20 protein-coding genes are annotated in these 23,244 nt (G+C 70.6%); 7 read left to right on the forward strand and 13 right to left on the reverse strand.

Annotated elements, in window-relative coordinates:
- Positions 1-774 precede the first annotated feature (774 nt).
- Positions 775-1,773 carry a tryptophan--tRNA ligase gene (gene trpS, locus J7I98_RS12990; RefSeq protein WP_214920815.1) on the forward strand — a complete coding sequence of 333 codons (999 nt, stop codon included), beginning with the start codon at positions 775-777 and terminating at the stop codon, positions 1,771-1,773.
- On the opposite strand, the gene J7I98_RS12995 is transcribed toward trpS, so the two are convergent.
- Positions 1,740-2,744 (reverse strand): helix-turn-helix domain-containing protein, encoded by a 1,005-nt coding sequence (locus tag J7I98_RS12995; RefSeq protein WP_308377737.1) that lies wholly within the window; start codon positions 2,742-2,744, stop codon positions 1,740-1,742. The genes trpS and J7I98_RS12995 overlap by 34 nt on opposite strands.
- A 74-nt stretch (positions 2,745-2,818) precedes the next feature.
- Here J7I98_RS12995 and J7I98_RS13000 point away from each other — a divergent pair, with 74 nt between their 5' ends.
- A complete protein-coding gene (locus tag J7I98_RS13000; RefSeq protein ID WP_214920816.1) occupies positions 2,819-3,427 on the forward strand; it encodes a cysteine hydrolase family protein in 609 nt (202 codons plus the stop codon).
- 252 nt (positions 3,428-3,679) lie between these two features.
- Here J7I98_RS13000 and proC read toward each other — a convergent pair whose 3' ends face one another.
- From proC to J7I98_RS13015, 3 genes are all read right to left on the reverse strand, one after another.
- Positions 3,680-4,489 carry a pyrroline-5-carboxylate reductase gene (proC, locus tag J7I98_RS13005; protein WP_214920817.1) on the reverse strand — a complete coding sequence of 270 codons (810 nt, stop codon included), beginning with the start codon at positions 4,487-4,489 and terminating at the stop codon, positions 3,680-3,682.
- A gap of 123 nt (positions 4,490-4,612) precedes the next feature.
- Entirely contained in the window at positions 4,613-5,350 is a 738-nt protein-coding gene (locus J7I98_RS13010) for an ABC transporter permease (RefSeq protein WP_214920818.1), read from the reverse strand.
- Positions 5,347-6,135, reverse strand: a complete 789-nt coding sequence (locus J7I98_RS13015; protein WP_214920819.1) for an ABC transporter ATP-binding protein — start codon at positions 6,133-6,135, stop codon at positions 5,347-5,349. Before J7I98_RS13015 ends, J7I98_RS13010 begins: the two co-directional genes overlap by 4 nt.
- Positions 6,136-6,378: 243 nt before the next feature.
- Here J7I98_RS13015 and J7I98_RS13020 point away from each other — a divergent pair, with 243 nt between their 5' ends.
- Entirely contained in the window at positions 6,379-7,923 is a 1,545-nt protein-coding gene (locus J7I98_RS13020; protein ID WP_251020556.1) for a SulP family inorganic anion transporter, read from the forward strand.
- 33 nt (positions 7,924-7,956) lie between these two features.
- Here the strand turns inward: J7I98_RS13020 and J7I98_RS13025 are convergent, their stop codons facing one another.
- From J7I98_RS13025 to J7I98_RS13035, 3 genes are all read right to left on the reverse strand, one after another.
- Entirely contained in the window at positions 7,957-8,721 is a 765-nt protein-coding gene (locus J7I98_RS13025; protein WP_214920820.1) for a class I SAM-dependent methyltransferase, read from the reverse strand.
- 303 nt (positions 8,722-9,024) lie between these two features.
- Positions 9,025-9,522: a hypothetical protein gene (locus J7I98_RS13030; RefSeq protein ID WP_308377738.1), complete on the reverse strand. Its 498-nt coding sequence runs from the start codon at positions 9,520-9,522 to the stop codon at positions 9,025-9,027.
- Between the two features lie 28 nt (positions 9,523-9,550).
- Positions 9,551-9,865: an SH3 domain-containing protein gene (locus tag J7I98_RS13035; RefSeq protein WP_214920821.1), complete on the reverse strand. Its 315-nt coding sequence runs from the start codon at positions 9,863-9,865 to the stop codon at positions 9,551-9,553.
- 128 nt (positions 9,866-9,993) lie between these two features.
- On the opposite strand from J7I98_RS13035, the gene J7I98_RS13040 reads away from it, so the two are divergent.
- Positions 9,994-12,189: a serine/threonine-protein kinase gene (locus J7I98_RS13040; protein ID WP_214920822.1), complete on the forward strand. Its 2,196-nt coding sequence runs from the start codon at positions 9,994-9,996 to the stop codon at positions 12,187-12,189.
- 75 nt (positions 12,190-12,264) lie between these two features.
- Here the strand turns inward: J7I98_RS13040 and ilvD are convergent, their stop codons facing one another.
- From ilvD to J7I98_RS13060, 4 genes are all read right to left on the reverse strand, one after another.
- Positions 12,265-14,115: a dihydroxy-acid dehydratase gene (ilvD, locus tag J7I98_RS13045; protein ID WP_214920823.1), complete on the reverse strand. Its 1,851-nt coding sequence runs from the start codon at positions 14,113-14,115 to the stop codon at positions 12,265-12,267.
- Positions 14,116-14,219: 104 nt separating this feature from the next.
- Entirely contained in the window at positions 14,220-14,831 is a 612-nt protein-coding gene (locus J7I98_RS13050) for a TetR family transcriptional regulator (RefSeq protein ID WP_214920824.1), read from the reverse strand.
- Positions 14,828-15,646, reverse strand: coding sequence for a sugar phosphate isomerase/epimerase (locus J7I98_RS13055; protein ID WP_214920825.1), 819 nt, complete (start codon positions 15,644-15,646; stop codon positions 14,828-14,830). The genes J7I98_RS13050 and J7I98_RS13055 overlap by 4 nt, the downstream gene beginning before the upstream one ends.
- 90 nt (positions 15,647-15,736) lie before the next feature.
- A complete protein-coding gene (locus J7I98_RS13060) occupies positions 15,737-16,669 on the reverse strand; it encodes a Ppx/GppA phosphatase family protein (protein ID WP_214920826.1) in 933 nt (310 codons plus the stop codon).
- A 41-nt stretch (positions 16,670-16,710) separates the two neighbouring features.
- Here J7I98_RS13060 and J7I98_RS13065 point away from each other — a divergent pair, with 41 nt between their 5' ends.
- On the forward strand, positions 16,711-17,592 hold the full coding sequence (locus tag J7I98_RS13065; protein ID WP_214920827.1) for a hypothetical protein: 882 nt from the start codon (positions 16,711-16,713) through the stop codon (positions 17,590-17,592).
- A gap of 164 nt (positions 17,593-17,756) precedes the next feature.
- Here J7I98_RS13065 and J7I98_RS13070 read toward each other — a convergent pair whose 3' ends face one another.
- The gene (locus tag J7I98_RS13070; RefSeq protein ID WP_214920828.1) at positions 17,757-19,493 is read right to left on the reverse strand and encodes a hypothetical protein; all 1,737 of its coding nucleotides are present in this window, start codon (positions 19,491-19,493) and stop codon (positions 17,757-17,759) included.
- 197 nt (positions 19,494-19,690) lie between these two features.
- Between J7I98_RS13070 and radA the strand changes: the two genes are divergently transcribed.
- Both radA and disA read left to right on the forward strand, forming a co-directional pair.
- Positions 19,691-21,106 carry a DNA repair protein RadA gene (radA, locus tag J7I98_RS13075; protein WP_214920829.1) on the forward strand — a complete coding sequence of 472 codons (1,416 nt, stop codon included), beginning with the start codon at positions 19,691-19,693 and terminating at the stop codon, positions 21,104-21,106.
- Between the two features lie 90 nt (positions 21,107-21,196).
- Positions 21,197-22,321 (forward strand): DNA integrity scanning diadenylate cyclase DisA, encoded by a 1,125-nt coding sequence (disA, locus tag J7I98_RS13080; RefSeq protein ID WP_214920830.1) that lies wholly within the window; start codon positions 21,197-21,199, stop codon positions 22,319-22,321.
- A 63-nt stretch (positions 22,322-22,384) separates the two neighbouring features.
- Here the strand turns inward: disA and J7I98_RS13085 are convergent, their stop codons facing one another.
- Positions 22,385-23,233: a hypothetical protein gene (locus tag J7I98_RS13085; protein WP_214920831.1), complete on the reverse strand. Its 849-nt coding sequence runs from the start codon at positions 23,231-23,233 to the stop codon at positions 22,385-22,387.
- Positions 23,234-23,244 lie beyond the last annotated feature (11 nt).

Below are 23,244 nucleotides of genomic sequence, written 5' to 3' on the forward strand. Positions count from 1 at the left end.
GGAATATCGCCCGCTGTTCTCAGCGTCCTCTCTGTGTTTGCCTACCCGACGAATGGGCCGGTAGGACTTCAAAGGAACCACCAACCCACCGAAGTGGGCCGGGGTATCAACATATCTGGCGTTGACTTTTGGCACGCTGTTGAGTTCTCAAGGAACGGACGCTTCCTTTGTACTCACCCTCGCGGGCTTTCCTCCGGGCTTTCGTTCGGTATTTCGTGTTTCCGACTCTATCAGACTCTTTCGCGTCCGACTTCCTCGGTGCTTTCCAGTTCTTCGCTTTCGCGTTTCCCTTTCCGGCGGTTCCGACTCTATCAGATCCTTTCGGGCCTGACTCCCAGTCAGCGGGTTTTGTCTTTCCGGCTGTTGGGCCGTTCCGACGAGCGAGACTTTAGCGGAATCCTGGCTCCCGAGCTAATCGGGCGGCGTCCCTTCGAACGCGGATTCCTCATTTCGCAAAGACGCACAAAAGTAGGACGACAGTGTCGTTCGCTCTAGTGGTTGTTGCGGAATGGCTGTCCGGGGACCGACCGGGGCCGGTGCTCACGTCGGACAACTCGGAGAACACTACGGAGGGGGCAATGCCCTGTCAACTGAGGGCCTGCGGAGCTACAGTGAGGCCCGTGACTACGCGCACGTGCACTCATCAGTGGCGGGCCGCCTGACGGCGGCCGGCAACACATGCGCGTTCAACGGCCGCCGCTTCGGCGGCCGTTCGTGTATCTCCCTCCGGGGGTCGGCCGCTGGTAGCGGCGGCTCCGACCAGGAGGCAAAGAGATGACGCGAATCTTCAGCGGGGTCAAGCCGACCGGGCACCTGACGCTGGGCAACTACCTCGGGGCCGTCCGGCGGTGGGCCGAGACCGATCAGCACCGGGCCGACGCGCTGTTCTGCGTCGTGGACCTGCACGCGCTGACCGTCGAACACGATCCGGCCCGGGTGCAGAGACTCAGTCGGCAGGCGGCGACCCTGCTGCTGGCGGCCGGGCTGGACCCGGCGCTGTGCACCTTGTTCGTACAGAGCCATGTGGATGAACATGCGCGGCTCTCCTTTGTACTGGAGTGCACGGCCACGGACGGGGAACTGCGGCGGATGATCCAGTACAAGGAGAAGAGCGCGCAGGCGCGGGGCGCCGGGGAGAGTGTGCGGCTGTCGCTGCTGACGTATCCGGTGCTGATGGCGGCGGACATTCTGGCGTACGGGACCGATGAGGTTCCTGTGGGTGATGACCAGACGCAGCATGTGGAGCTCACGCGGGACCTGGCGGTCCGCTTCAACCAGAAGTACGGGCACACCTTTGTGGTTCCGAAAGCCACCCATCCGGCGGTGGCCGCGCGTGTCATGGATCTTCAGGACCCCACTTCCAAGATGGGGAAGTCGCATGCGGCCACCGCGGGGATCGTCTATCTGCTGGACGAGCCCGAGGTGGTGCGGAAGAAGATCATGCGGGCGGTGACCGACAGCGGGCGCGAGGTCGAGTACGACCGGGAGGCCAAGCCGGGGGTCGCGAATCTGCTGGATGTGCTCGCGGCTTGTGAGAGTGGGAACCCGGAAGCGCTGGCCGGTGTATATGAGTCGTACGGAGCGTTGAAGAAGGACACCGCGGAGGCTGTCGTCGAGCTCCTGCGGCCGGTGCGGGAGCGGCACGCAGAGCTGGCGGCCGACCCCGGGTACGTGGACCAGGTGCTGAAGGAGGGGGCTGAGCGGGCTCGGGGGATGGCCCGGCCGAGGGTGGATGAGGCCTACCGGGCCATCGGGCTGCTGCCGGCGGGCTGAGTCTGAGGTTGGCGGAACGCGGCGCGGTAGTTGCGCGGGCTGGTTGCGAGGTGGGCGGCGAAGTGCTGGCGCATGGTCACCTCGCTGCCGAAGCCCGCGCGGCGGGCCACTTCGGGGATGGGGTGGTCCGTGCGTTCCAGCAGTTTCCGCGCGGCGGCGAGGCGCTGGGTGATGAGCCAGCGCTGCGGGGTTGTGCCGGTGGTGGCGGAGAAGTGCCGGGCGAAGGAACGGGGGGACATGCCGGCGCGGGACGCGAGGTCGTTGACCGTGAGCGGTTCGTCGAGGTGACGCAGGGCGTATTCGCGTACGTAGGCGAGGGTGTCGGCGTCGCGGTCCGCGCGTGGGGTGGGCTGCTCGATGAACTGGGCCTGGGTGCCGGTGCGGAAGGGGGCGGTGACCATCGAGCGGGCGATGGCTGCGGCGGCTTCGGCGCCGTGAGCCGTGCGGACGAGGTGCAGGCACAGGTCGATCCCGGCGGCGGTGCCTGCGGAGGTCCAGATGTTGTCGTCCTCGATGAAGAGGGCGTCGGGGACGACGGTGACGAGGGGGTGGTGCGCGCGGAGGAGGTGGGCGAGGTTCCAGTGGGTGATGGCACGGCGGCCGTCGAGGAGGCCTGCCTGGGCGAGGGTGAAGGCGCCGCCGCACAGGGCGGCGATGGGGGTGCCTCGGGTGTGGGCTCGGCGTAGCGCGTCCAGGACCTGAGCCGGGGCCGGGGTGAGGTGGTCGTCGAGGCCCGGGACTACGAGCAGGTCGGCGTCTGCGAGCCAGCCGAAGGTGCGGTCGGGGGTGAGCGTGAGGCCGCCGCGCATGGGAACGGGGGTGCGCTCGGCGGCGACTCGGCGCAGGTCGAATTCGGGGACGCCGCGGTCCGTGCGGTCGACGCCCCAGACCTCGGTGATGACGGAGACGTCGAAGGCGCGGATGCCCGGGAAGGAGAGGAGCGCGATGCGGGTGGTCTCTTGGGAGGTCACCTTGGCAGTAAACCATCGATCGATGGCTTTCTCTGGTCTGTGGCGTGCGGTGGTGGGGCGGCAGCATCGTCGGCATGGAGATCGCAGAGAACGCAGCGCTGGTGGTTGTCGACGTACAGAAGGGGTTCGACGAGGAGGGGCACTGGGGGACGCGGAACAATCCGGCGGCCGATGACAACATCGCCGCGCTGATCGACGTATGGCAGGCGACGGGACGGCCGGTCGTGTTCGTACGGCATGACTCGACGAAGCCCGGGTCGCCGCTGCGGGCGGGGCACGAGGGGAACGACTTCAAGGAGTACGTGGAGCAGCGGCGCGGGAAGAGGACCGGGGCGGAGCTACTGGTGACGAAGAGCGTGAACTCCGCGTTCTACGGGGTGCCTGATCTGGATGCGTGGCTGAAGGGAGCGGGGCGTGGCCAGATTGTGGTAGCCGGGATCCAGACCAATATGTGCGCGGAAACCACGGCGCGGATGGGCGGGAACCTGGGGTACGAGGTGTTCTTCGCGCTGGATGCGACGTACACGTTCGACGGGGTCGGGCCTTGGGGTTGGACGTTGAGCGCGGACGAGCTGGCGCGGGCCACCGCCGTGTCGCTGCACGGCGGTGGGTTCGCGAAGGTGGTGGCTACGGAGGAGCTGGTGCGGGCCGCGGGGGCCGTCGGGGTGGGCTCGGGCGGCTAGGGCGCTTCCTGCGGATCAGGCCGACTTCGCGGTGCGGCTCCTTCTCTGTGCTGGTGAGCGGGGCCTGGTGCGTGCAGCTGCAAGGCGGAGGAGGGAGCCGACGCAATGGGGGTCCCCCTGCTCGAGCGCAAGTCGAGAACTTGGGGAAGTCGGCGACGGACGACAACGCCGGAGGGGGCCCCTGACCCTTAGGCCTAGGGGGAGCGCGTGCTGCCAGGCCCCGCGGCGCAGGCTTGAGCCGCCGGAGACGCCCTAACCGTTGCCGGAGGCCAGTTCGCGGCTGCGGTCGCGGGCTGCTTCCAGGGCGGCGATGAGTGCGGCTCGTACACCGTGGTTCTCGAGTTCGCGGATCGCGTTGATGGTGGTGCCGGCGGGGGACGTGACCGCCTCGCGGAGCTTCACCGGGTGTTCGCCGCTGTCGCGGAGCATCACGGCTGCGCCGATGGCTGCCTGGACGATCAGGTCGTGGGCCTGGGCGCGGGGCAGGCCAAGGAGGATGCCGGCGTCGGTCATCGCCTCGACCAGGTAGTAGAAGTACGCCGGGCCCGAGCCGGAGAGGGCGGTTGCCGCGTCCTGCTGGGACTCGGGGACGCGGAGGGTCTTGCCCACGCCGCCGAAGATTTCCTCGGCGTGGGCGAGGTGCTCGGGTGTGGCGTGGCTGCCAGCCGAGATGACGGACATCGCCTCGTCCACGAGGGCGGGGGTGTTCGTCATGACGCGGACTACGGGGGTGTTGGGGGCGAGGCGCTCTTCGAAGTACGCGGTCGGGATGCCGGCGGCGCCGCTGATGACGAGGCGGTCGGCGGGCACGTGGGGCGCGAGTTCGTCGAGGAGCTTGCCCATGTCCTGCGGCTTGACCGTGAGGATGAGGGTGTCGGCGCGTTTGGCGGCTTCGGCGTTGGTGACGGGCTCGACGCCGTAACGGGTGCGGAGCTCGTCGGCGCGCTCGGCGCGGCGGGCCGTGACCAGGAGGTCGGCGGGGTGCCAGCCTGCGCGGATCATTCCGCTCAGCAGGGCCTCGCCGATTTTCCCGGTGCCGAGGACTGCGACTTTCTGGGTCATGCGGGTCACCTCGCCGGTGGTGTGCGTGTGTGCTTGGTGCTTGGGGCTGTTTGGTTGTTCTTGGGACATCTTCGCACCGGGGGCGGGGCCTGGGGCGGGGTGTCCGGTTGGCGGACCGGTGGGTCAGGTGGTGCGGCGGCGGAGGGTTGCCGCGCCCAGGGTCAGGACCAGTAGGGCGCAGGCCGCGACGACTGTGGCGTCGCGGATGAAGGTGGCTGTGACGTCCGTGTGGCGCAGGACCTCGTTCATGCCGTCCACCGCGTATGACATGGGGAGGACGTTGGAGATGCCCTCCAGTACCGGGTGCATCGCGTCGCGCGGGGTGAAAAGGCCGCACAGCAGGAGCTGGGGGAAGATCACCGCCGGCATGAACTGGACCGCCTGGAATTCCGACGCCGCGAAGGCCGAGACGAAGAGGCCCAGCGCTGTGCCGAGCAGCGCGTCCAGCAGGGCGATCAGGAGCAGTAGCCAGGGGGAGCCGATGACGTCCAGGTCCAGCAGCCAGAGGGAGATTCCTGTGGCCAGGGCCGATTGGACGATGGCGAGTACGCCGAAGGCCAGGGCGTAGCCCGCGATCAGGTCGGCTTTGCCCAGCGGCATGGCGAGGAGGCGTTCGAGGGTGCCCGATGTGCGTTCGCGCAGGGTGGCGATGGATGTCACCAGGAACATCGTGATCATCGGGAAGATGCCGAGCAGTGACGCGCCGATGTTGTCGAAGGTCCGCGGGCTCGCGTCGAAGACGAAGCGGAGCAGCGTGATCATCACTACCGGGGTGAGGAGAAGCAGCGCGATCGTGCGGGGGTCGTGGCGCAGTTGAGCCAGGACGCGGGCGGCGGTGGCGAGGGTGCGGGACGCGTTCATCGTGAGCTCTCCTGGCGGGCGTTGGCCTCGTCCACCAGGTGGAGGAAGGCGTCCTCGACCGTGGCGGAGCGGGTGCGGGAGCGGAGGGCGTCGGGGGTGTCCTCGGCCAGGATCTCGCCTTCGCGCATGAGGAGGAGGCGGTGGCAGCGCTCGGCCTCGTCCATCACGTGGGAAGAGATGAGGAGCGTGGCGCCGCGGTCCGCGAGGGTGTGGAAGAGGTTCCACAGGTCGCGGCGGAGTACGGGGTCGAGGCCGACGGTCGGTTCGTCGAGTACGAGGAGTTCGGGCGTACCGAGGAGGGCGACAGCCAGGGACACGCGGCTGCTCTGGCCGCCGGAGAGGTTGCCGGCCAGGGCGGTTTCGTGGGAGGTGAGGTCGACGTCGGAGATGGCGCGGCTGACGGCCTCGTGGCGTGCGTCGCGGTGGTCGCGGCCGGGCTGGAGGACGGCCGCGAAGTATTCGAGATTCTGGCGGACCGTCAGGTCGGCGTAGACGGAGGGGGCCTGGGTCACGTAGCCGATGCGGGGGCGGAGGGTGGCGGCGCCTGCCGGGCTGCCCAGGACTTCGAGGGTGCCGGTGACTTTGGCCTGGGTGCCGACGATGGCCCGCATGAGGGTGGTTTTGCCACAGCCCGAGGGGCCCAGGAGGCCGGTGATCCTGCCTCGGGGTACGGCGAAGTCCAGGCCGCGGAGGACGGTGCGGGGGCCTCGTACGACGGTGAGGGCGCGGGCGGTCACGGCAGCCCCCTCTGCCGTGGCGGCGGGCCCGGGCGCATAATTCATCATGCGATGAATAATCCTCCGGGCGGTGGTCCGCGTCAAGGCCCGGGAGGAGTGACCGCGCGTCGGGGTCGGTTACGTGAGCCGGTTACGTAAGCCGGTCACGTAGGCCGCTGACATAAGCGGAAGCGGAACGTCTGCTTACTTATGACTCCGGGCGGGGACGATGCGTAACAGAACGTCCTGCGATGTCCGACTCCCTTGCGGAGTAAGGGATTTCGTGGGTTTTGGTGTCTGTGGAGGTTCCCTTTGCGTCGTCTGTCCTTACCCCGAGCCGACTTCACCGCTTCCCTTGTCGTCTTCCTCGTGGCTCTGCCGCTGTGCGTGGGCGTCGCCGTCGCGTCCGGCGTACCGGCCGAGCTCGGCCTGATCACCGGCATCGTCGGCGGGCTCGTCGCCGGGGCGCTGCCCGGCAGCAGCCTGCACGTCAGCGGCCCGGCCGCCGGGCTCACCGTCCTCGTGTACGAAGCCGTGCAGCGGTACGGCGTCGGCGCGTTGGGGGTTCTTGTCCTGGCCGCCGGACTGATGCAGTTGGCGATGGGTGCGCTCCGGCTCGGGCGGTGGTTCCGGGCGATTTCCGTGGCCGTCGTCCAGGGGATGCTCGCCGGGATCGGACTCGTGCTCGTGACCGGGCAGGTCTATGCGATGGCCGATGCGGTGGCGCCTGCGGGCGGGGTGGCGAAGATCGCCGGGCTGCCGGGGCTGTTGTTCAGTGGTTCCGCCCGTCCCGAAGCGCTCGCTCTGGGGGTGGGGGCGGTCTTGGTGCTGGTCTTGTGGCCGAAGTGGCTGGGGGTGGCGCGGGTGGCTGGTTGGGTGCGGGTGGCCCGCGTGGTGCGGGTGGTGCGTGTAGTGCCTGCGCCGCTTGTGGCTGTGGGGCTCGCGTCGGGGGTGACCGCGCTGCTGGAACTGCCGGTACGGCGCGTGGAGGTGCAGGGGCTGTTGGATGCCGTGCAGCCGCCGGACGCGGCCTCGTTCGTGCGGCTCGCGGAGTTCGGGGCCGTCGGGACGGTGCTTGCCTTCGCGCTGATCGCCTCCGCCGAGTCGTTGTTCAGCGCGACCGCCGTGGACCGCCTGCACAACGGGCCGCGCACGGATTACGACAAGGAACTGATGGCGCAGGGCGCGGGCAACGCGGTCTGCGGGGTGCTGGGGGCGCTGCCGATGACCGCCGTCATCGTGCGCAGCGCCGCGAATGTGCGGGCGGGCGGGCGCACGAAGGCTTCGCGGGTGCTGCACGGCGTGTGGCTGCTGGTGTTCGCGGCGGCGGTGCCCGCGGCTCTCGGAGTGATTCCGGTGGCGGCGCTGGCCGGGATCCTCGTGCACGCGGGCTGGAAGCTCATTCCCGTACGGGAATTGGTGCCGCTGTGGCGTGAGCACCGTGGGGAGGCGGTTGTGCTGGCGGTGACGACGGGCGCGATCGTGGCGACGAACCTCTTCGAAGGGGTACTGGTCGGGCTGCTGCTGGCCGTCGCGAAGACCGCGTGGGACACCAGCCATGTGCATGTGGAGACGGAGGATCTGGGGGCGGAGGAGGGGTTGCGGGTGCGGGTGCTGGGGAACGCGACGTTCCTGCGGCTGCCGAAGCTGATGGACGCACTGGAGGCGTTGCCGCACGACCGCCCCGTACAGCTGGACCTGGGCGGCCTGCGGCACGTTGACCACGCGTGCACGGCGGCACTGGAGGGGTGGGCGGAGCGGAGGCGGGGGCCGCGTGCGGGGCATGCGGGTGCCGGTGGGGATGCTGCGTCGGGGGACGGCGAGGACGACGGGGTGGCTTCGGCACTCGTGGCTTGATGGCCGGGGTGCGGTAGGTGGGTGGGAGCGCGGTCAGTGGGAGGTTCGGGCCACTGTCAGGTCCAGTGCGTACGCCTCTTCGACGATGCCGTCCGGGAAGAGTGTGAGGAGCTCGGCCCGTTCGGCGGCCAGTACCGGCGCCGCGGCCGACTTGCCCAGCACCGCGAAGTACGAGCGGCTGCCCAGGTGGGCGAGGTGCGTGTCCAGCGGGATGCGACGCGTCCAGTGAAGGCGGCGGAAGACAGGGTCGAGGGACGTCGGGGCATGGCGCTTGATGATGGCCACGGCCTCGTCGGTGAGGCTGTGGCCGTGGTAGCCGGGCAGGGCCCGGGCGAGCCGCGCCTCCTGTGCGGCGGTCCACTCGGTGTCCGGGTCGGGGACGTTCCACCAGACGGCAAGGGCCCCGCCCGGCCTGAGCACGCGCAGAGCTTCCGGGACGGAGCGGGCCTGGTCGGTCCAGTGCCAGGACTGGGCGTACGTGATGAGGTCGGCGGTGGCTGCGGCGAAGGGGAGGGCGTTGCCGTCGGCGCGTACGAGAGGTACATCCGGCAGTGACTGCCGCAGCTGGGCGGCCATGCCGGGCCCCGGCTCGACGGCGGTGACACGGGCGCCACGGTCGCGCAGGAGGCGAGTGGCTATGCCGGTGCCGGCACCGATGTCGAGGGTGCGGGCCCCGGGAAAGGGGCGGCCCGTCAACTCCTCAACGGCGTTGAAGAGGGCGGGCGGGTAGCCGGGGCGCGCGGCGGCGTACTGGGCGGCGACGGTGTCGAAGGAGAGGGCGAAGTCGTGGGTGGCCATGGCCTCATCCTGCGGCGTGGAGAGCGGGTGGCGCCTGGGGTTGTCTCTTTTCCCGGGGCGCGGGGGCTTGTGGGGTTGCCCTGGCAGAAGAGGTGAAGGGGGCGCGTGGGCGCTGCGCTGGGCTTTCCCCTAACCGCCCCCATCCCGAAACCGGGGGCAGGCCCCAGGCCCGCAACGGCGGCACCGCCCGGCGCCACCGGCGCCTCGGGGGCCCTCGCCCGGGGCCCTGGCGGAGGTCCGGAGATCTGGATTCGGCTCGGCCCCGTCGGCCCGCGTTCTAGCGTTCCGGGGCGGGGGCTCCGGCTACCTTCGCTTCGGCTTCGGCTTCGTCTTGCGGGCTGCCGGGTTGCCCGTGCGTGTGCCTCGGCGGCGTTCGTACTGGGTTACGGCCGTCTCGTACTCCGTGCGGTGCAGCTTCTCGCCCGGGGCCTCCGTCAGTGAGCGGAAGAAGCAGGCGAGGAGTACGCCGACGAAGCCGATGCCCTTCAGGCTGCGGAGCGTTGCCTCTGTCGTCGGGTCCGGGCGGCGGGTGTAGCCCTGCCACGTGCGGCGGAACGCGATCGCGCTGCAGATGGCGAACATCGCGACGAGCAGGATGTTGACGAAGCCGCCGACGTCCGCGATCGCCAGGCCGTCGTAGGCGAAGCGCAGCACGAAGCAGCCTGCCGCCGCTGCTGCCAGTGAGCCCACAGCCACCCCGGCGCGGCGCAGCCCGTAGCCGTTGTCGTGGCTCACCCACGTCGTGCCGAAGAAGCGGATGGGAGTGGGGGTGGGGGGTGTGTTCCTGGTGGGCTCGCTCACGCGGGCGATTATCCCCTGCCCCCGCGCGTCAGGAGCAGCGCGGTGCCACGTAGCCGTCGCTGCCCGTCTTGATGTACGCGTCCGAGACGAACTGGCCGCTCGCGATGTTGGACCAGAGATTCGTCGTGCCGTACGGGCCGGTCACCCACGTGCCGGGGCACTGGCAGTTGATCGGCACGGTGGCGCCGTACGGGAGGACCTTCACGATCCTGTAGTTCGTGCCCGGGCCGCTTCGGACGTTCACCCTGTAGCCCGGGGCCACCGGGTACCTGACCGCCAGCGTGCCTGCCGTGGCCGTCGCCTCGGCGGTCTGTGCGGGCTCTGTGCTCTCTTCTGTGGCCATTTCGGTCTCCCCCGTTGATGTTCGTTCTCCGTACGCCGCGCAGGCTAGCAACCCGCACCGACATCGCACGCATCATCGACTAGGCTCCGTGCGTCGCGCTTGCGGACGAACACACACGGGGGTGGACGATGCCGCCGCTGCGCAGAACCGGGACAGGACCGGAAGCGGAGCATCCGGAATATGCCGGGCAGTATCGGCTGGAGTCGGTACTGGGCTCAGGCGGCATGGGTGTCGTCCATCTGGCCACGTCCGCCTCGGGGTTGCGGCTTGCCGTCAAGGTGGTGCACGCCGACTTCGCCGCAGATCCCGAGTTCCGGGCCCGCTTCAGGCAAGAGGTCGCCGCTGCCCGCCGGGTGAGCGGTGCCTTCACCGCACCCGTCGTGGACGCAGACACCGACGCCGAACGCCCCTGGATGGCCACCCTCTTCATCGAGGGGCCGACCCTCGCCGAGCGCGTCAAGCGGAACGGCCCTCTGGGCACCGAGGAGTTGCTGAGGCTCGGTGCCGGGCTCGCCGAGTCGCTGCGCGACATCCACCGCGCCGGTGTGGTGCACCGCGATCTCAAGCCGAGCAATGTGCTGCTGGCCGCCGACGGGCCCAAGGTCATCGACTTCGGCATCTCCCGGCCGTCGGACAGCGATCTGCGTACGGAGACGGGCAAGCTGATCGGTACGCCGCCCTTCATGGCGCCCGAGCAGTTCCAGCGTCCGCGCGAAGTCGGCCCCGCCGCGGATGTGTTCGCGATGGGCTCCGTACTGGTTCACGCGGCGACAGGCAGCGGGCCCTTCGACTCCGACAGCCCGTACATCGTGGCGTACCAGGTGGTCCATGACGAGCCTGACCTGACGGGCGTACCGGAGGCCCTCGCCCCGCTCTTCGCCCGCTGCCTCGCGAAGGACCCCGACGACCGGCCCACGCCGGACGGGCTGATGATGGCGCTGCGCTCCGCCGCGTACCGGACCGGAGACGACACCCAGGCCTTCATACCCGCGCAGCGGACGCCCAGCCGGGTGGAGGGGGCGGTGAGGGGGCAGGCGAGCGGGCCGGTACAGCGGAGTGAGGTGGAAGCCGAGCCGCAGCCGGGCAGCCCCATCCGTATCCGTCGGCGCGTCGTCCGGCGGGCCGTCCTCGCCGTCGCGCTGGCATCCCTTGTCGTGGGCGGGGCGTTCGGCGTACGCGCCCTGACCGCCGACGACGGCCGCCACCCCGCCCCCTCCCCCGCCGCCCAGCAGTCCGGGACCGGCGAAGGCTCGCGGCCCTGGCACGTCTCCCTCCAGGGCGGCGGTGACGGCGCGAGCAGTGCCGCCTCCTGTTCGTACGCCGACAGCTCCCTCTACTGCAACGCCCCCGGCATCAGCGCCTCCCGCCTGAACGCCGCCGACGGCACCGTCGCCTGGTCGAAGAAGACCGGCGCCGGCTCCGAGCCGGCCTGGGACGACACCGCGCCCGTACTCTCCGGAGGACTGCTGCATGTCGTGGCACCCGGCGGGGAACGCCTGGAGGCTCTCGATCCGAAGTCCGGCGATCGCCGTTGGAGCGTCGACGCGTCCGCCCACCCCGTGGTCCTGCACACCCGGAAGTCGGTGCTCCTCGTGTCCCCGGACGGGACCGTCGAAGCCGTCAACAGCGCCACGGGGAAAACGCGCTGGACCCGGCGCCACGGCGTACCCGGCACCCAGTGGATGTCGCCGTCGCCCGGCCACGAGGGTCCCGTCTTCGCCGTCACCCCCTCGGCGGACGGCACGGCGAGCACAGTCGTCGCGGTCGACCCCGACAACGGCTCCGCGCTCTGGACGCAGCGTCTGAACGGGATGCTCACTCCCGTCGCCGCGTCCGACGGAGCCCTGTTCCTGCTGTCCTACGACACCGCCAGCCTCACCCGCGCTGTCGTACGCCTCGACACCACGGCCCGTACCGCCCGCCGTATCCCCCTTCTCGCGCCCGTAGACCAGGCGCAGGCGGCTGTACGCGGCGACACGGCGTACATCTTCGGCGCAGGCGGCTCCCTCGTCGCCGTGGACACCCGCCGCACCGCGAGCGCGCAGCAGGCTCAGCAGTGGCGGCTCGAAACATCGGTCAGCCACGCATCACGGCCGGTCGCGACCGCCGGCCGCGTCTACCTGACGGCGGCCGACGGGCGACTGCTGGCGGTGGACGCCGCCGACGGAAGGCTGCTCGGCCAGACCAGGCCGCGTATGGCCGAGGCGCCCGACACGTTCGCCACGACCCTGCCTGCCCCGACTGCGGCCGCCGGCAAGGTCTTCGCGACAGCGCCCGACGGGTCGGTCTTCGCCGTGGACGACGGAGACCCGGCGCGCTGGTGAATAGCAAGAGCCGGTGAACAGCAAGAAGGGAGGGACGGGCTTCGCGCCCGTCCCTCCCTTCCACACTTCCCAGCCCTAGCCGAGCATCGACACGTCCCGCACCGCACCCTTGTCCGCGCTGGTCGCCATCGCCGCGTACGCCCGCAGAGCGGCCGACACCTGGCGGTCGCGGTTCTTCGGCGCGTACACGCCGTTCAGGGCCTCGCGACGGGCCGCCAGTTCCTCGTCGGAGACGAGGAGTTCGATCGAACGGTTCGGGATGTCGATACGGATCCGGTCGCCGTCCTCGACGAGCGCGATCGCGCCGCCCGAAGCCGCCTCGGGCGAGGCGTGGCCGATGGACAGGCCCGACGTACCGCCGGAGAACCGGCCGTCCGTCACCAGCGCGCAGACCTTGCCGAGGCCTCGGCCCTTGAGGAAGGACGTCGGGTAGAGCATCTCCTGCATGCCGGGGCCGCCGCGCGGGCCCTCGTAACGGATGACGACGACGTCGCCCTCCTTGATCTCCTTGCGGAGGATCTTGTCGACGGCCTCGTCCTGCGACTCGCAGACGACGGCCGGTCCCTCGAACGTCCAGATCGACTCGTCGACACCGGCCGTCTTCACGACACAGCCGTCCTCGGCGAGATTACCCTTGAGGACGGCCAGTCCGCCGTCCTTCGAGTACGCGTGCGCCGCGTCCCGGATGCAGCCGCCTGCCGCGTCCGTGTCGAGGGTGTCCCAGCGCTCCGACTGCGAGAAAGCGGTCGCCGACCGGACGCATCCGGGCGCGGCGTGCCACAGCTCCACGGCCTCGGGGGACGGGGAGCCGCCGCGCACGTCCCAGGCCTCCAGCCAGTCCTTGATGCCGCGCGAGTGGACGGTGTGGACGTCCTCGTTCAGCATCCCTGCGCGGTAGAGCTCACCGAGGATGGCGGGGATGCCGCCGGCCCGGTGGATGTCTTCCATGTAGTACGTGCCGCCGGGGGCGACGTTCGGCGCGACCTTGGACAGGCAGGGCACCCGGCGCGAGACCGCGTCGATGTCCTTGAGGTCGTAGTCGAGCCCGGCCTCCTGTGCGGCGGCCAGCAGGTGCAGGATCGTGTTGGTCGAGCCGCCCATGGCGATGTCGAGGGCCATGGCGTTGTCGAAGGCCGCGCGGGTGGCGATGTTGCGGGGCAGGACCGACTCGTCGTCCTGCTCGTAGTAGCGCTTGGTGATCTCGACGACCGTACGGGCCGCGTCCTCGTACAGCGCCTTGCGGGCCGTGTGCGTGGCGAGCACCGAGCCGTTGCCCGGCAGGGAGAGGCCGATGGCCTCGGTCAGGCAGTTCATCGAGTTGGCGGTGAACATGCCGGAACACGAGCCGCAGGTAGGGCAGGCGTTCTCCTCGATACGGAGCACGTCGGCGTCGGACACGGAGTCGTTCGCCGCGTCCACCATGGCGTCGATCAGGTCGAGCTTGCGGACCGTGCCGTCGACGAGGGTGGCCTGGCCGGCCTCCATCGGGCCGCCGGAGACGAAGACGACCGGGATGTTGAGGCGCAGTGCGGCCATCAGCATGCCCGGCGTGATCTTGTCGCAGTTGGAGATGCAGATCAGCGCGTCGGCGCAGTGCGCCTCGACCATGTACTCGACGCTGTCCGCGATCAGGTCGCGGGAGGGCAGCGAGTACAGCATTCCGGCGTGGCCCATCGCGATGCCGTCGTCGACCGCGATCGTGTTGAACTCGCGCGGCACGGCGCCCGCCGCCAGGATCGCGTCACTCACAATCCGGCCGACCGGTGCGAGGTGCGTGTGCCCGGGGACGAACTCCGTGAACGAGTTGGCGACAGCGATGATCGGCTTGCCGATGTCACCGCTCGCTACGCCCGACGCCCGCATAAGGGCGCGCGCGCCCGCCATGTTGCGGCCGTGGGTGACTGTGCGGGACCTCAGCTCGGGCATCGTCGCTCGCTCCTTAGGCAGATGAGACTTACTCCGAGCGTACGCCTCGGATCCAGGATCTGGACAGCATGTCCGGTATCCGGGACGGGCTGCTCAGCCTTCGGTCACGCCTCGGCGAGATACCGCTGGAGCGTCGGCGCCACCATCTCGATGATCTTCTCCGGGTCCACCGACGCCAGCGGCTCCGCCTTGATGACGTACCGCAGAATCGCGATGCCCACCATGTGCGAGGCGGCGAGCTCCGCCCGGAAGGTCGGATCCGGTACATCGAGTTCCGCCGCGACCCGTTCGAGCAGACGGCGCAGTACGAACGTACGCAGCACCTTCGCCGCCGTCTCGTTCGTCAGCGCCGACCGTACGACCGCGAGCAGCGGCGCCCTGGTCGCCGGGTTCTCCCATACGCCGATGAAGTAGCGGGCCAGCCGCTCCCCGATGCCCTCCTTGCCCTGGGCGAGGACTGCGGGCACCACCAGCGCGGGCTCGAAGGACATCTCGATGGCAGCGGCGAAGACGTCGTCCTTCGTGCCGAAGTAGTGGTGGACGAGCGCCGCGTCGACGCCCGCCGCCTTCGCGATGCCGCGCATGGACGTCTTGTCGTAGCCGCGCTCGGCGAATTCGTCGCGGGCTGCCTGGAGGATCCGCTCGCGCGCTCCCGGCCCCGCGTCGTCCGGCGAACGGCGCGGCCGGCCGCGCCGTCGCGGCTCCGTGTCGCTCACTGCTGGGGCACCCGGGACGCGAGGTGCAGACGGGTGAAGGCGAGGGCCTCGGCGAGGTCGGCCTCCCGTTCGGCGGACGACATCGCCCGCCGGGTATTGACCTCGATGACGACATGGCCGTCGAAGCCGCTGCGCGCGAGCCGCTCCAGTACCTGGGCGCAGGGCTGGTTGCCGCGCCCCGGCACCAGGTGCTCGTCCTTCGCCGAGCCCTTGCCGTCCGCGAGGTGGACGTGGCCGAGACGGTCGCCCATCCGGTCGATCATGGCGAGGGTGTCGGTACGGGCGGTCGCGGTGTGCGAGAGGTCGACGGTGAAGTGCCGGTAGTCGTCCTTGGTCACGTCCCACTCGGGGGCGTACGCAAGCATCTCGCGGTCCTTGTAGCGCCAGGGGTACATGTTCTCGACGGCGAAGCGGACGTCCGTCTCGTTCGCCATGCGCCAGATCCCGTTGACGAAATCGCGGGCGTACTGCCGCTGCCAGCGGAAGGGCGGGTGTACGACCACGGCCGACGCACCGAGCTTCTCGGCGGCCGCCTGCGCCCGCTGGAGCTTCACCCACGGGTCCGTGGACCAGACGCGCTGCGTGATGAGCAGACAGGGCGCGTGGACGGCCAGGATCGGCACGCCGTGGTAGTCGGAGAGTCTGCGCAGCGCCTCGATGTCCTGGCTGACGGGGTCCGTCCACACCATGATCTCGACGCCGTCGTAGCCGAGGCGTGCCGCGATCTCGAAGGCCGTCGCCGTCGACTCCGGATACACGGACGCCGTGGACAGTGCGACCTTCGCATCCGGGATGCGCACCACTGGATCTGCCACGAGGGACAGCGTACGGGCCGCCCCCGGGTGGGTGTCAGGCGGTCAGCGCGTCGTTGACGTGTTCGTCATGGTCTCGCCGTCGCCGTGTCGTCACGTCGTCGGCATGTGGTCCAGGCGCCGCAGGATGACGCCTTCGCGCAGCGCCCACGGGCAGATTTCCAGCTCGTCGACCCCGAAAAGGTCCATCGCGCCCTCCGCGACCAGGGCTCCTGCGAGCAGCTGCGCGGCGCGGGCGTCCGAGACGCCGGGCAGGGCGGCGCGCTGGACGGCGGGCATCGTGGCCAGCTTCGGCACCCACTCCTCCAGTGATTTGCGACCCAGATCCCGCTGTACGTACAGCCCCTCGCCGGACCGTGCCGCCCCGGCGATGCGCGCCAGCTGCTTGAAGGTCTTGGAGGTCGCCACGACGTGGTCGGGGGTGCCGAAGCGGCTGAATTCGCCGACCGTACGGGCGATCTGGGCGCGTACATGGCGACGTAGCGCCTTCACGTCCTGCGCGTCGGGCGGATCGCCCGGCAGCCAGCCCGCAGTGAGGCGGCCCGCCCCGAGCGGCAGCGACACCACGGCGTCGGGCTCCTCGTCGATCCCGTACGCGATCTCCAGCGACCCGCCGCCGATGTCCAGGACCAGCAGCTTCCCGGCCGACCAGCCGAACCAGCGGCGTGCGGCGAGAAATGTGAGCCGCGCCTCGTCGTCGCCGCTGAGCACCTGAAGATCGACACCGGTCTCGCGCCTGACCCTGGCCAGTACCTCGTCGGCGTTGCTCGCCTCGCGCACGGCGGAGGTGGCGAAGGGCAGGACGTCCTCGCAGCCCTTGTCCTCGGCGGCCTGGAGGGCATCGGCGACCGTGGCGACGAGGCGGTCTATGCCCTCGGCGCCGATGGCTCCGTCCGCGTCGAGGAGTTCGGCGAGGCGAAGCTCCGCCTTGTGCGAGTGCGCGGGCAGGGGGCGGGCGCCGGGGTGGGCGTCGACCACCAGCAGATGAACCGTGTTCGAACCCACGTCGAGGACTCCGAGTCTCATATGCGGAACGCTACTGCGGCTGCGCGCTTACCCTTGCCCTCGTGCCGAAGACGAAAAAGGCGAAGCCGGGCAAAGCCACGAAGCAGCCGAAGAAGAAGACGAAGACCACCGCGTCGGCCGAGGCCGTCGAGGCGGTTCAGGACGCCCGGACTGTCCCGGTCGTCCGGGATGTCCGGGACGACGAGCGGGGCGGGCTGGACTTCGCCCGTGCCTGGGTGGAGTTCCCTGACCCCGCCGACGACGAACAGATCTTCCGCTGCGACCTGACGTGGCTGACATCGCGCTGGAGCTGCATCTTCGGCAGCGGCTGCCAGGGCATCCAGGCGGGCCGTGCGGACGACGGCTGCTGCACGCTGGGCGCGCACTTCTCCGACGAGGACGACGAAAAGCGTGTCGCGGGCCATGTGGCACGCCTCACGCCGGATGTGTGGCAGTTCCACGACGTCGGTACGGAGTCGGGCTGGACCCAGACCGACGAAGACGGCGAACGCCAGACGCGCCGCTGGGACGGCTCCTGCATCTTCCAGAACCGCCCGGGTTTCGCGGGCGGCGCGGGCTGCTCGCTGCACATCCTCGCCCTGAAGGAGGGCAAGGAGCCGCTGGAGACGAAGCCCGACGTGTGCTGGCAGCTGCCGGTCCGGCGTACGTACGACTGGATCGACCGCCCGGACGACACGCGCATCCTGCAGATCTCGATCGGCGAGTACGACCGGCGGGGCTGGGGTGCGGGCGGCCATGACCTGCACTGGTGGTGCACGTCGGCGACGTCCGCGCACGGGGCGGGGGAGCCGGTGTACGTCTCGTACGCGCCGGAGCTCACGGAGCTCATGGGCAAGGAGGCTTACGGGCGGCTGGTGGAGCTGTGCGAGGAGCGACTGTCGTCGCTGCTTCCGATGGCTCCGCATCCGGCGGACCCCTCTTAACGCCTTAACGCCGCCCTCGCACCGCTCGGCCCTGGCGGGCCTTCCGGGCTTCGACCGGCTGCGGTGGACTCCGTCCACCGGGGACGTGGGCGGAGCGCGGTGGTGCGTGCGGGTTGCCTGCGGCGCTGTGCCCCTCCCCGCGCGGTCGAGGAAACAAACCGCCCTCAGCCCGGCGCCGACTGCGATGTCGACTCCGTCGGGGGCTGGGTCGGATCCTCCGACGGTGGCGGCGTCGTCGGGTCCGTCGGCGTAGGCGTCGGGGACGGCGGAGGTGTCGTCGGCGCCGTGGGTGTCGGAGACGGGGACGCGGGCGGCGTCGTGGGGTGCTGGGAGGGTGGCTGTGTCGTCGGCGACGGGGGCTTCGGAGGCTTCGGGCGGGGTCGGCCCTGCCCGTGCACCGCGATCACCGCACCCGACGGGTTCACACCGATCCGCGCCCGCCACCGCCCCGCCGGCTCCCGCTCATGGTCCACGGACACGTACAGAGTGATCGATTCTCCGGGGGCCAGCGTGCCCGACGACTGGCTCAGGTAGAGCCAGGACACGTCCGTCCACGCCGACCACGCAACCCGCTCGCTCCCGCCCGTCGCCCGGAGCGTGACCACCGTCGTGCTGCCCGCCGCGCGCGCCTCCACCGACAGCCGCGCCGGCCCGGACTGGTCCGTGCCTGGCGTGCCCGGCGTCGACGTACCGCCGGCGATGACCTCGACCGATACGTCCGGGGACCGGCTGCCCTCGGTGAAACGCGTGTCGGGGGTCGTGCGGGCGTTGCCCGCGTTTTCGTAGGCGTCGTAAGCGGAGCCAAGCGCGCCGTCGTTCATGTCGCTGTCCAGGCCGCCGGGCCCGTCCGCCTCGCTCGCGGTGACCGACGTACCGCCCTCGCTCTCGCCGGTGAGCGGGGCTCCCCGGTACGCCGCCCAGAGCGCGAACACGGGAGCGGCGACGACCGTCGCCACCACCGTCGTCGTGAGCGCCCTGGTCCGCAGCCGGTCGCGCCGCGCCGCGTGGTCCTTGGGGTCCAGCGGGAAACCGTCGCGGTCGAACCTCGGCCCGGCCCCGCGCACCTTCGGAGCATTCGTCATCGCCACATACGCCGCCGCCCGGGGCACCTCCACCACCGGCAGCGCGGCAGGCGCGGCGACGGTGCCCGGCCACGGGCCGGCCGCCTCGGCGCGCTCGGCGGCGCGACGGCAGCGCGGGCAGTTGTCCACGTGCCGTACGAGCTCGCGCCGCAGGGCCGCGCCCAGCAGTACCTGGTTGTCGCCGGTCAGCCTGGCCACGATCGGGCAGCCGCCGCTCTCCACGACGGTGAGCGCGGCCCGGGTCCGCTCGACCTCGCAGGCCGCTGCGGCCAGCAGTTCGCGGGCGGCCGAGTACTCCATGCCCAGGACCGCGGCGACCTCACGCGGGCCGAGCCGGTGGCGTACGGCGAGCTCCAGGGCGTCGCGCTGCTCCGGTGTGGTGCCGGCGGCCTCGGGCCAGGCCAGCAGGGACAGTTCGCGCCGCCTGCGCTCGGCCGTCTCCTCGGGCACGTCGGCCGCTGGACCGGGGGCGACCGCGGGGGGCCGATGCCCCGAGTGCGCCCCCTGCCGGCGCCGCTTCTGCTCGGCGAGCCTGCGCAGACAGGCCCAGCGCGCCAGCGCGTAGAGCCAGGCCTTGCGCTCCGGTTCCCGGGCCGGGCAACGGCCGTAATGGCGCTCGGAGATGGCCAGTACGTCGCCGAGTACCGCGGTCGCCGCGTCGTGGTCGCAGAGGACGGACAGGCAATAGGTGAACAGACCGTCCAGATACGGCTCGTAACGCGCGGGCGGTGTCTGCACAAGCGTCGGCCGGGGCGCACGACTGTGCGCCCGGGGTGCGCCGGTGGTGTGCGTGGGGGGTTCCAGCCTGCTGCTCGTCACCCGGCGACCGTAGGCAGTGGAGGCATGCCGCCTTGTACCTCTTGCGCACTTTTAACCCGTACGGGTGAACACATCCCTCGAAAGGGGACAGGAACGGGGAATTCCGTAGACAGGGTTGGGATGTGAGTGCAGGGGCGAGCGGGGGCCACCGGGCAGCGCCGTCGGCGTTGTCCGACCTGACCTGTACGGTCACCACCATGGCTGCCCGTACATCTCGTTCATCCGCGAAGGACCGGCCGTCCTACCGCTGCACCGAATGCGGGTGGACGACCGCCAAGTGGCTCGGCCGCTGCCCCGAATGCCAGGCGTGGGGCACGATCGAGGAGACCGGCACGCCCGCCGTACGGACCACCGCGGCCGGCCGCGTCAGCTCCGCCGCGCTCCCCATCGGCCAGGTCGACGGCCGCACGGCCACCGCCCGCTCCACCGGCGTCGACGAGCTGGACCGCGTGCTCGGCGGCGGGCTCGTCCCCGGCGCGGTCGTGCTGCTCGCGGGCGAGCCCGGGGTCGGCAAATCGACCCTGCTCCTGGACGTGGCCGCCAAGGCGGCGAGCGACGACCACCGGACGCTGTATGTCACGGCGGAGGAGTCCGCGAGCCAGGTGCGCCTGCGCGCCGACCGGATCAGTGCACTCAGCGACCACCTCTTCCTCGCCGCCGAGACCGACCTCTCCGCCGTCCTCGGCCACCTCGACGCCGTCAAGCCGTCCCTCCTCGTCCTCGACTCCGTCCAGACCGTCGCTTCGCCCGAGATCGACGGCGCGCCCGGCGGCATGGCTCAGGTCCGCGAGGTCGCGGGCGCCCTCATCCGGGCCTCCAAGGAGCGCGGCATGTCGACGCTCCTGGTCGGCCACGTCACAAAGGACGGCGCGATCGCGGGCCCGCGCCTGCTGGAGCACCTCGTCGACGTCGTGCTGTCCTTCGAGGGCGACCGGCACGCGCGCCTGCGGCTCGTGCGAGGAGTCAAGAACCGTTACGGCGCGACGGACGAGGTCGGCTGTTTCGAGCTGCACGACGAGGGCATCACCGGCCTCGCCGACCCCTCGGGCCTGTTCCTCACCCGCCGCGCCGAATCCGTCCCCGGCACCTGTCTGACGGTCACCCTCGAAGGGCGCCGCCCGCTCGTCGCCGAGGTGCAGGCGCTGACCGTCGACTCGCAGATCCCGTCCCCCCGGCGCACCACCTCGGGCCTGGAGACCTCGCGCGTGTCGATGATGCTCGCCGTACTCGAACAGCGCGGGCGGATCACGGCGCTCGGCAAGCGCGACATCTACAGCGCGACGGTGGGCGGTGTGAAGCTCTCCGAGCCCGCCGCCGACCTCGCGATCGCGCTCGCGCTGGCCAGCGCGGCCAGCGACACCCCGCTGCCGAAGAATCTTGTCGCGATCGGCGAGGTGGGCCTCGCGGGCGAGGTCAGACGGGTCACCGGGGTCCAGCGCAGGCTGGCCGAAGCCCACCGTCTGGGCTTCACGCACGCCCTGGTCCCGGCCGACCCGGGGAAGGTCCCGGCGGGCATGAAGGTCATCGAAGTGGCCGACATGGGAGAGGCCCTCAGGGTCCTTCCGCGCCGGTCTCGCGCACAGGCCCCCCAAGGCGAGGAACAGCGCCGGTAGACTTTGCCCTGGTCTCGCCCACCCGTACGAGTACGCGAGGCGAAGTTCAGTGCCCCCAGGGCACCGCAACCCCGTGACCGGAGGAGTGCAGTGGCAGCCATCGACCGGGCAGCAGCATCCGGAAAGTCCGGCCAAGGCTCGGGCACCGAAGCGCTGATGCGCGCCTCGCTGAGCGCTGTCGCGCCCGGCAAGGGACTGCGCGACGGCCTGGAGCGCATCCTGCGCGGCAACACCGGCGGCCTCATCGTCCTCGGTATGGACAAAACCGTCGAATCCATGTGTACCGGCGGATTCGTGCTGGATGTGGAATTCACCGCGACCAGACTCCGCGAGCTGTGCAAGCTCGACGGTGCGCTCATCCTCGACAAGGACATCACCAAGATCCTCCGGGCCGGCGTCCAGCTGGTCCCGGACGCATCCATCCCGACCGAAGAGACCGGCACCCGCCACCGCACGGCGGACCGCGTCTCCAAGCAGTGCAACTTCCCGGTCGTCTCGGTCTCCCAGTCGATGCGCCTGATCGCGCTGTACGTCGACGGGGAGCGCCGGGTCCTGGAGGAGTCCGCGACGATCCTCTCCCGGGCCAACCAGGCACTGGCCACCCTGGAGCGCTACAAGCTCCGCCTCGACGAGGTCGCGGGCACGCTGTCCGCGCTGGAGATCGAGGACCTGGTGACGGTCCGCGACGTAACGGCAGTGGCGCAGCGGCTGGAGATGGTGCGCCGTATCGCCACCGAGATCGCCGAGTACGTGGTGGAGCTGGGCACCGACGGGCGTCTGCTCTCCCTCCAGCTCGACGAGCTGATCGCGGGCGTCGAGCCGGAGCGCGAGCTGGTCGTACGGGACTACGTCCCCGAGCCGACGGCGAAGCGTTCCCGCACGGTCGACGAGGCGCTGACCGATCTGGACGCGCTGCCGCACACCGAGCTGCTCGAACTGCCGGTCGTGGCACGGGCTCTGGGCTACAGCGGCTCGCCCGAGACGCTGGACGCGGCGGTCTCGCCGCGCGGTTACCGGCTGCTCGCCAAGGTGCCGCGGCTTCCCGGCGCCATCATCGAGCGGCTCGTCGAGCACTTCGGCGGCCTCCAGAAGCTGCTCGCCGCGAGCGTCGACGACCTCCAGACGGTCGACGGCGTCGGCGAGGCGCGGGCGCGGTCGGTGCGCGAGGGGCTGTCCAGGCTGGCGGAGTCGTCGATCCTGGAACGCTACGTCTGACCCACCGGACACGAGAAGCGCGGTACGCCCGGACGGGGCGTACCGCGCTTCTTTTTGGCTCTTTCAGTCCTTCTTCAGCGTGAAGGTGGCCGGCGACTTCGCGCCCGCCATCTCCAGCAGGTACGTCCCGTCGCCGACGGCCGACGCGGGCGGCGTGGCGCACTGCGGCGCGCTCTCCTTGCGGTCCCACTCCACGGCGTGCGTGACGGTGCTGTGCGCAGGGACGCGGAACAGCAGGCTGCCGGGGCCCTCGGGGCAGTCCTTGGAGGACCACACCGTGTTGTTGTCGTCGTCGGTGATCGTCAGCACGGCGGTCTTCGGCCCGAAGTCGATCTTGCAGGAGGCCCCGGAGCGGTTCTCCGCGATCACCTCGAACTTCGGCTTCTCGCCCGGCTCGTACTCGTTCTTGATGCTGCGCAGGGACAACTCGATGGTGGACGCATTGCAGTTGGGGAGGCTGGATCCGGCTTGTACGCGCTGAGCGGCTCCGCCACCACCGCCGCTGCCCGAACCGGTGTCGCCACCGTCGCCGTCACCGTCGCCACTGTCACCGCTGCCGTCGCCCGAGCCGCCGCCGTCGCTGCCGCTGCCCGCGTCCGTACCGCCGTCGTCTCCGCCGCCACTGCCGGCGCCGTCGCTGCTGCCGCCGTCGCTGCCGGTTTCGCCCGGCTCGTCGCGGCCGCCGGGGTCTTCACTGATGGCGGGTCCGGAGGAAGCGGGGCCGGGTGTGATCGACGGTGCGGGAGTGGCGCCGCCACCGGTGTTCTTCTCCTTGCCGCCGTCGCCACCACCGGACATGACGACCCATAGGATCACCAGCGCGAGCAGCGCCAGCACGGACAGCGCGACTGCCCTCCGGCGCCAGTAAATGGAGGAGGGAAGCGGCCCGACTGGATTGCGCATAGATCCCACGGCGCAAACTG

This window comes from Streptomyces sp. ISL-98, from assembly GCF_018614055.1.
GTDB lineage: Bacteria > Actinomycetota > Actinomycetes > Streptomycetales > Streptomycetaceae > Streptomyces > Streptomyces spiramyceticus.

Excerpts from the sequence above, each read along its gene's own strand:
- trpS (WP_214920815.1), top strand. The coding sequence starts at position 775 with ATGACGCGAATCTTCAGCGGGGTCAAGCCGACCGGGCACCTGACGCTG.
- J7I98_RS13000 (WP_214920816.1), top strand. The coding sequence starts at position 2,819 with ATGGAGATCGCAGAGAACGCAGCGCTGGTGGTTGTCGACGTACAGAAG.
- proC (WP_214920817.1), bottom strand. The coding sequence starts at position 4,489 with ATGACCCAGAAAGTCGCAGTCCTCGGCACCGGGAAAATCGGCGAGGCC.
- J7I98_RS13010 (WP_214920818.1), bottom strand. The coding sequence starts at position 5,350 with ATGAACGCGTCCCGCACCCTCGCCACCGCCGCCCGCGTCCTGGCTCAA.
- J7I98_RS13015 (WP_214920819.1), bottom strand. The coding sequence starts at position 6,135 with ATGATGAATTATGCGCCCGGGCCCGCCGCCACGGCAGAGGGGGCTGCC.
- J7I98_RS13025 (WP_214920820.1), bottom strand. The coding sequence starts at position 8,721 with ATGGCCACCCACGACTTCGCCCTCTCCTTCGACACCGTCGCCGCCCAG.
- J7I98_RS13035 (WP_214920821.1), bottom strand. The coding sequence starts at position 9,865 with ATGGCCACAGAAGAGAGCACAGAGCCCGCACAGACCGCCGAGGCGACG.
- J7I98_RS13040 (WP_214920822.1), top strand. The coding sequence starts at position 9,994 with ATGCCGCCGCTGCGCAGAACCGGGACAGGACCGGAAGCGGAGCATCCG.
- ilvD (WP_214920823.1), bottom strand. The coding sequence starts at position 14,115 with ATGCCCGAGCTGAGGTCCCGCACAGTCACCCACGGCCGCAACATGGCG.
- J7I98_RS13060 (WP_214920826.1), bottom strand. The coding sequence starts at position 16,669 with ATGAGACTCGGAGTCCTCGACGTGGGTTCGAACACGGTTCATCTGCTG.
- radA (WP_214920829.1), top strand. The coding sequence starts at position 19,691 with ATGGCTGCCCGTACATCTCGTTCATCCGCGAAGGACCGGCCGTCCTAC.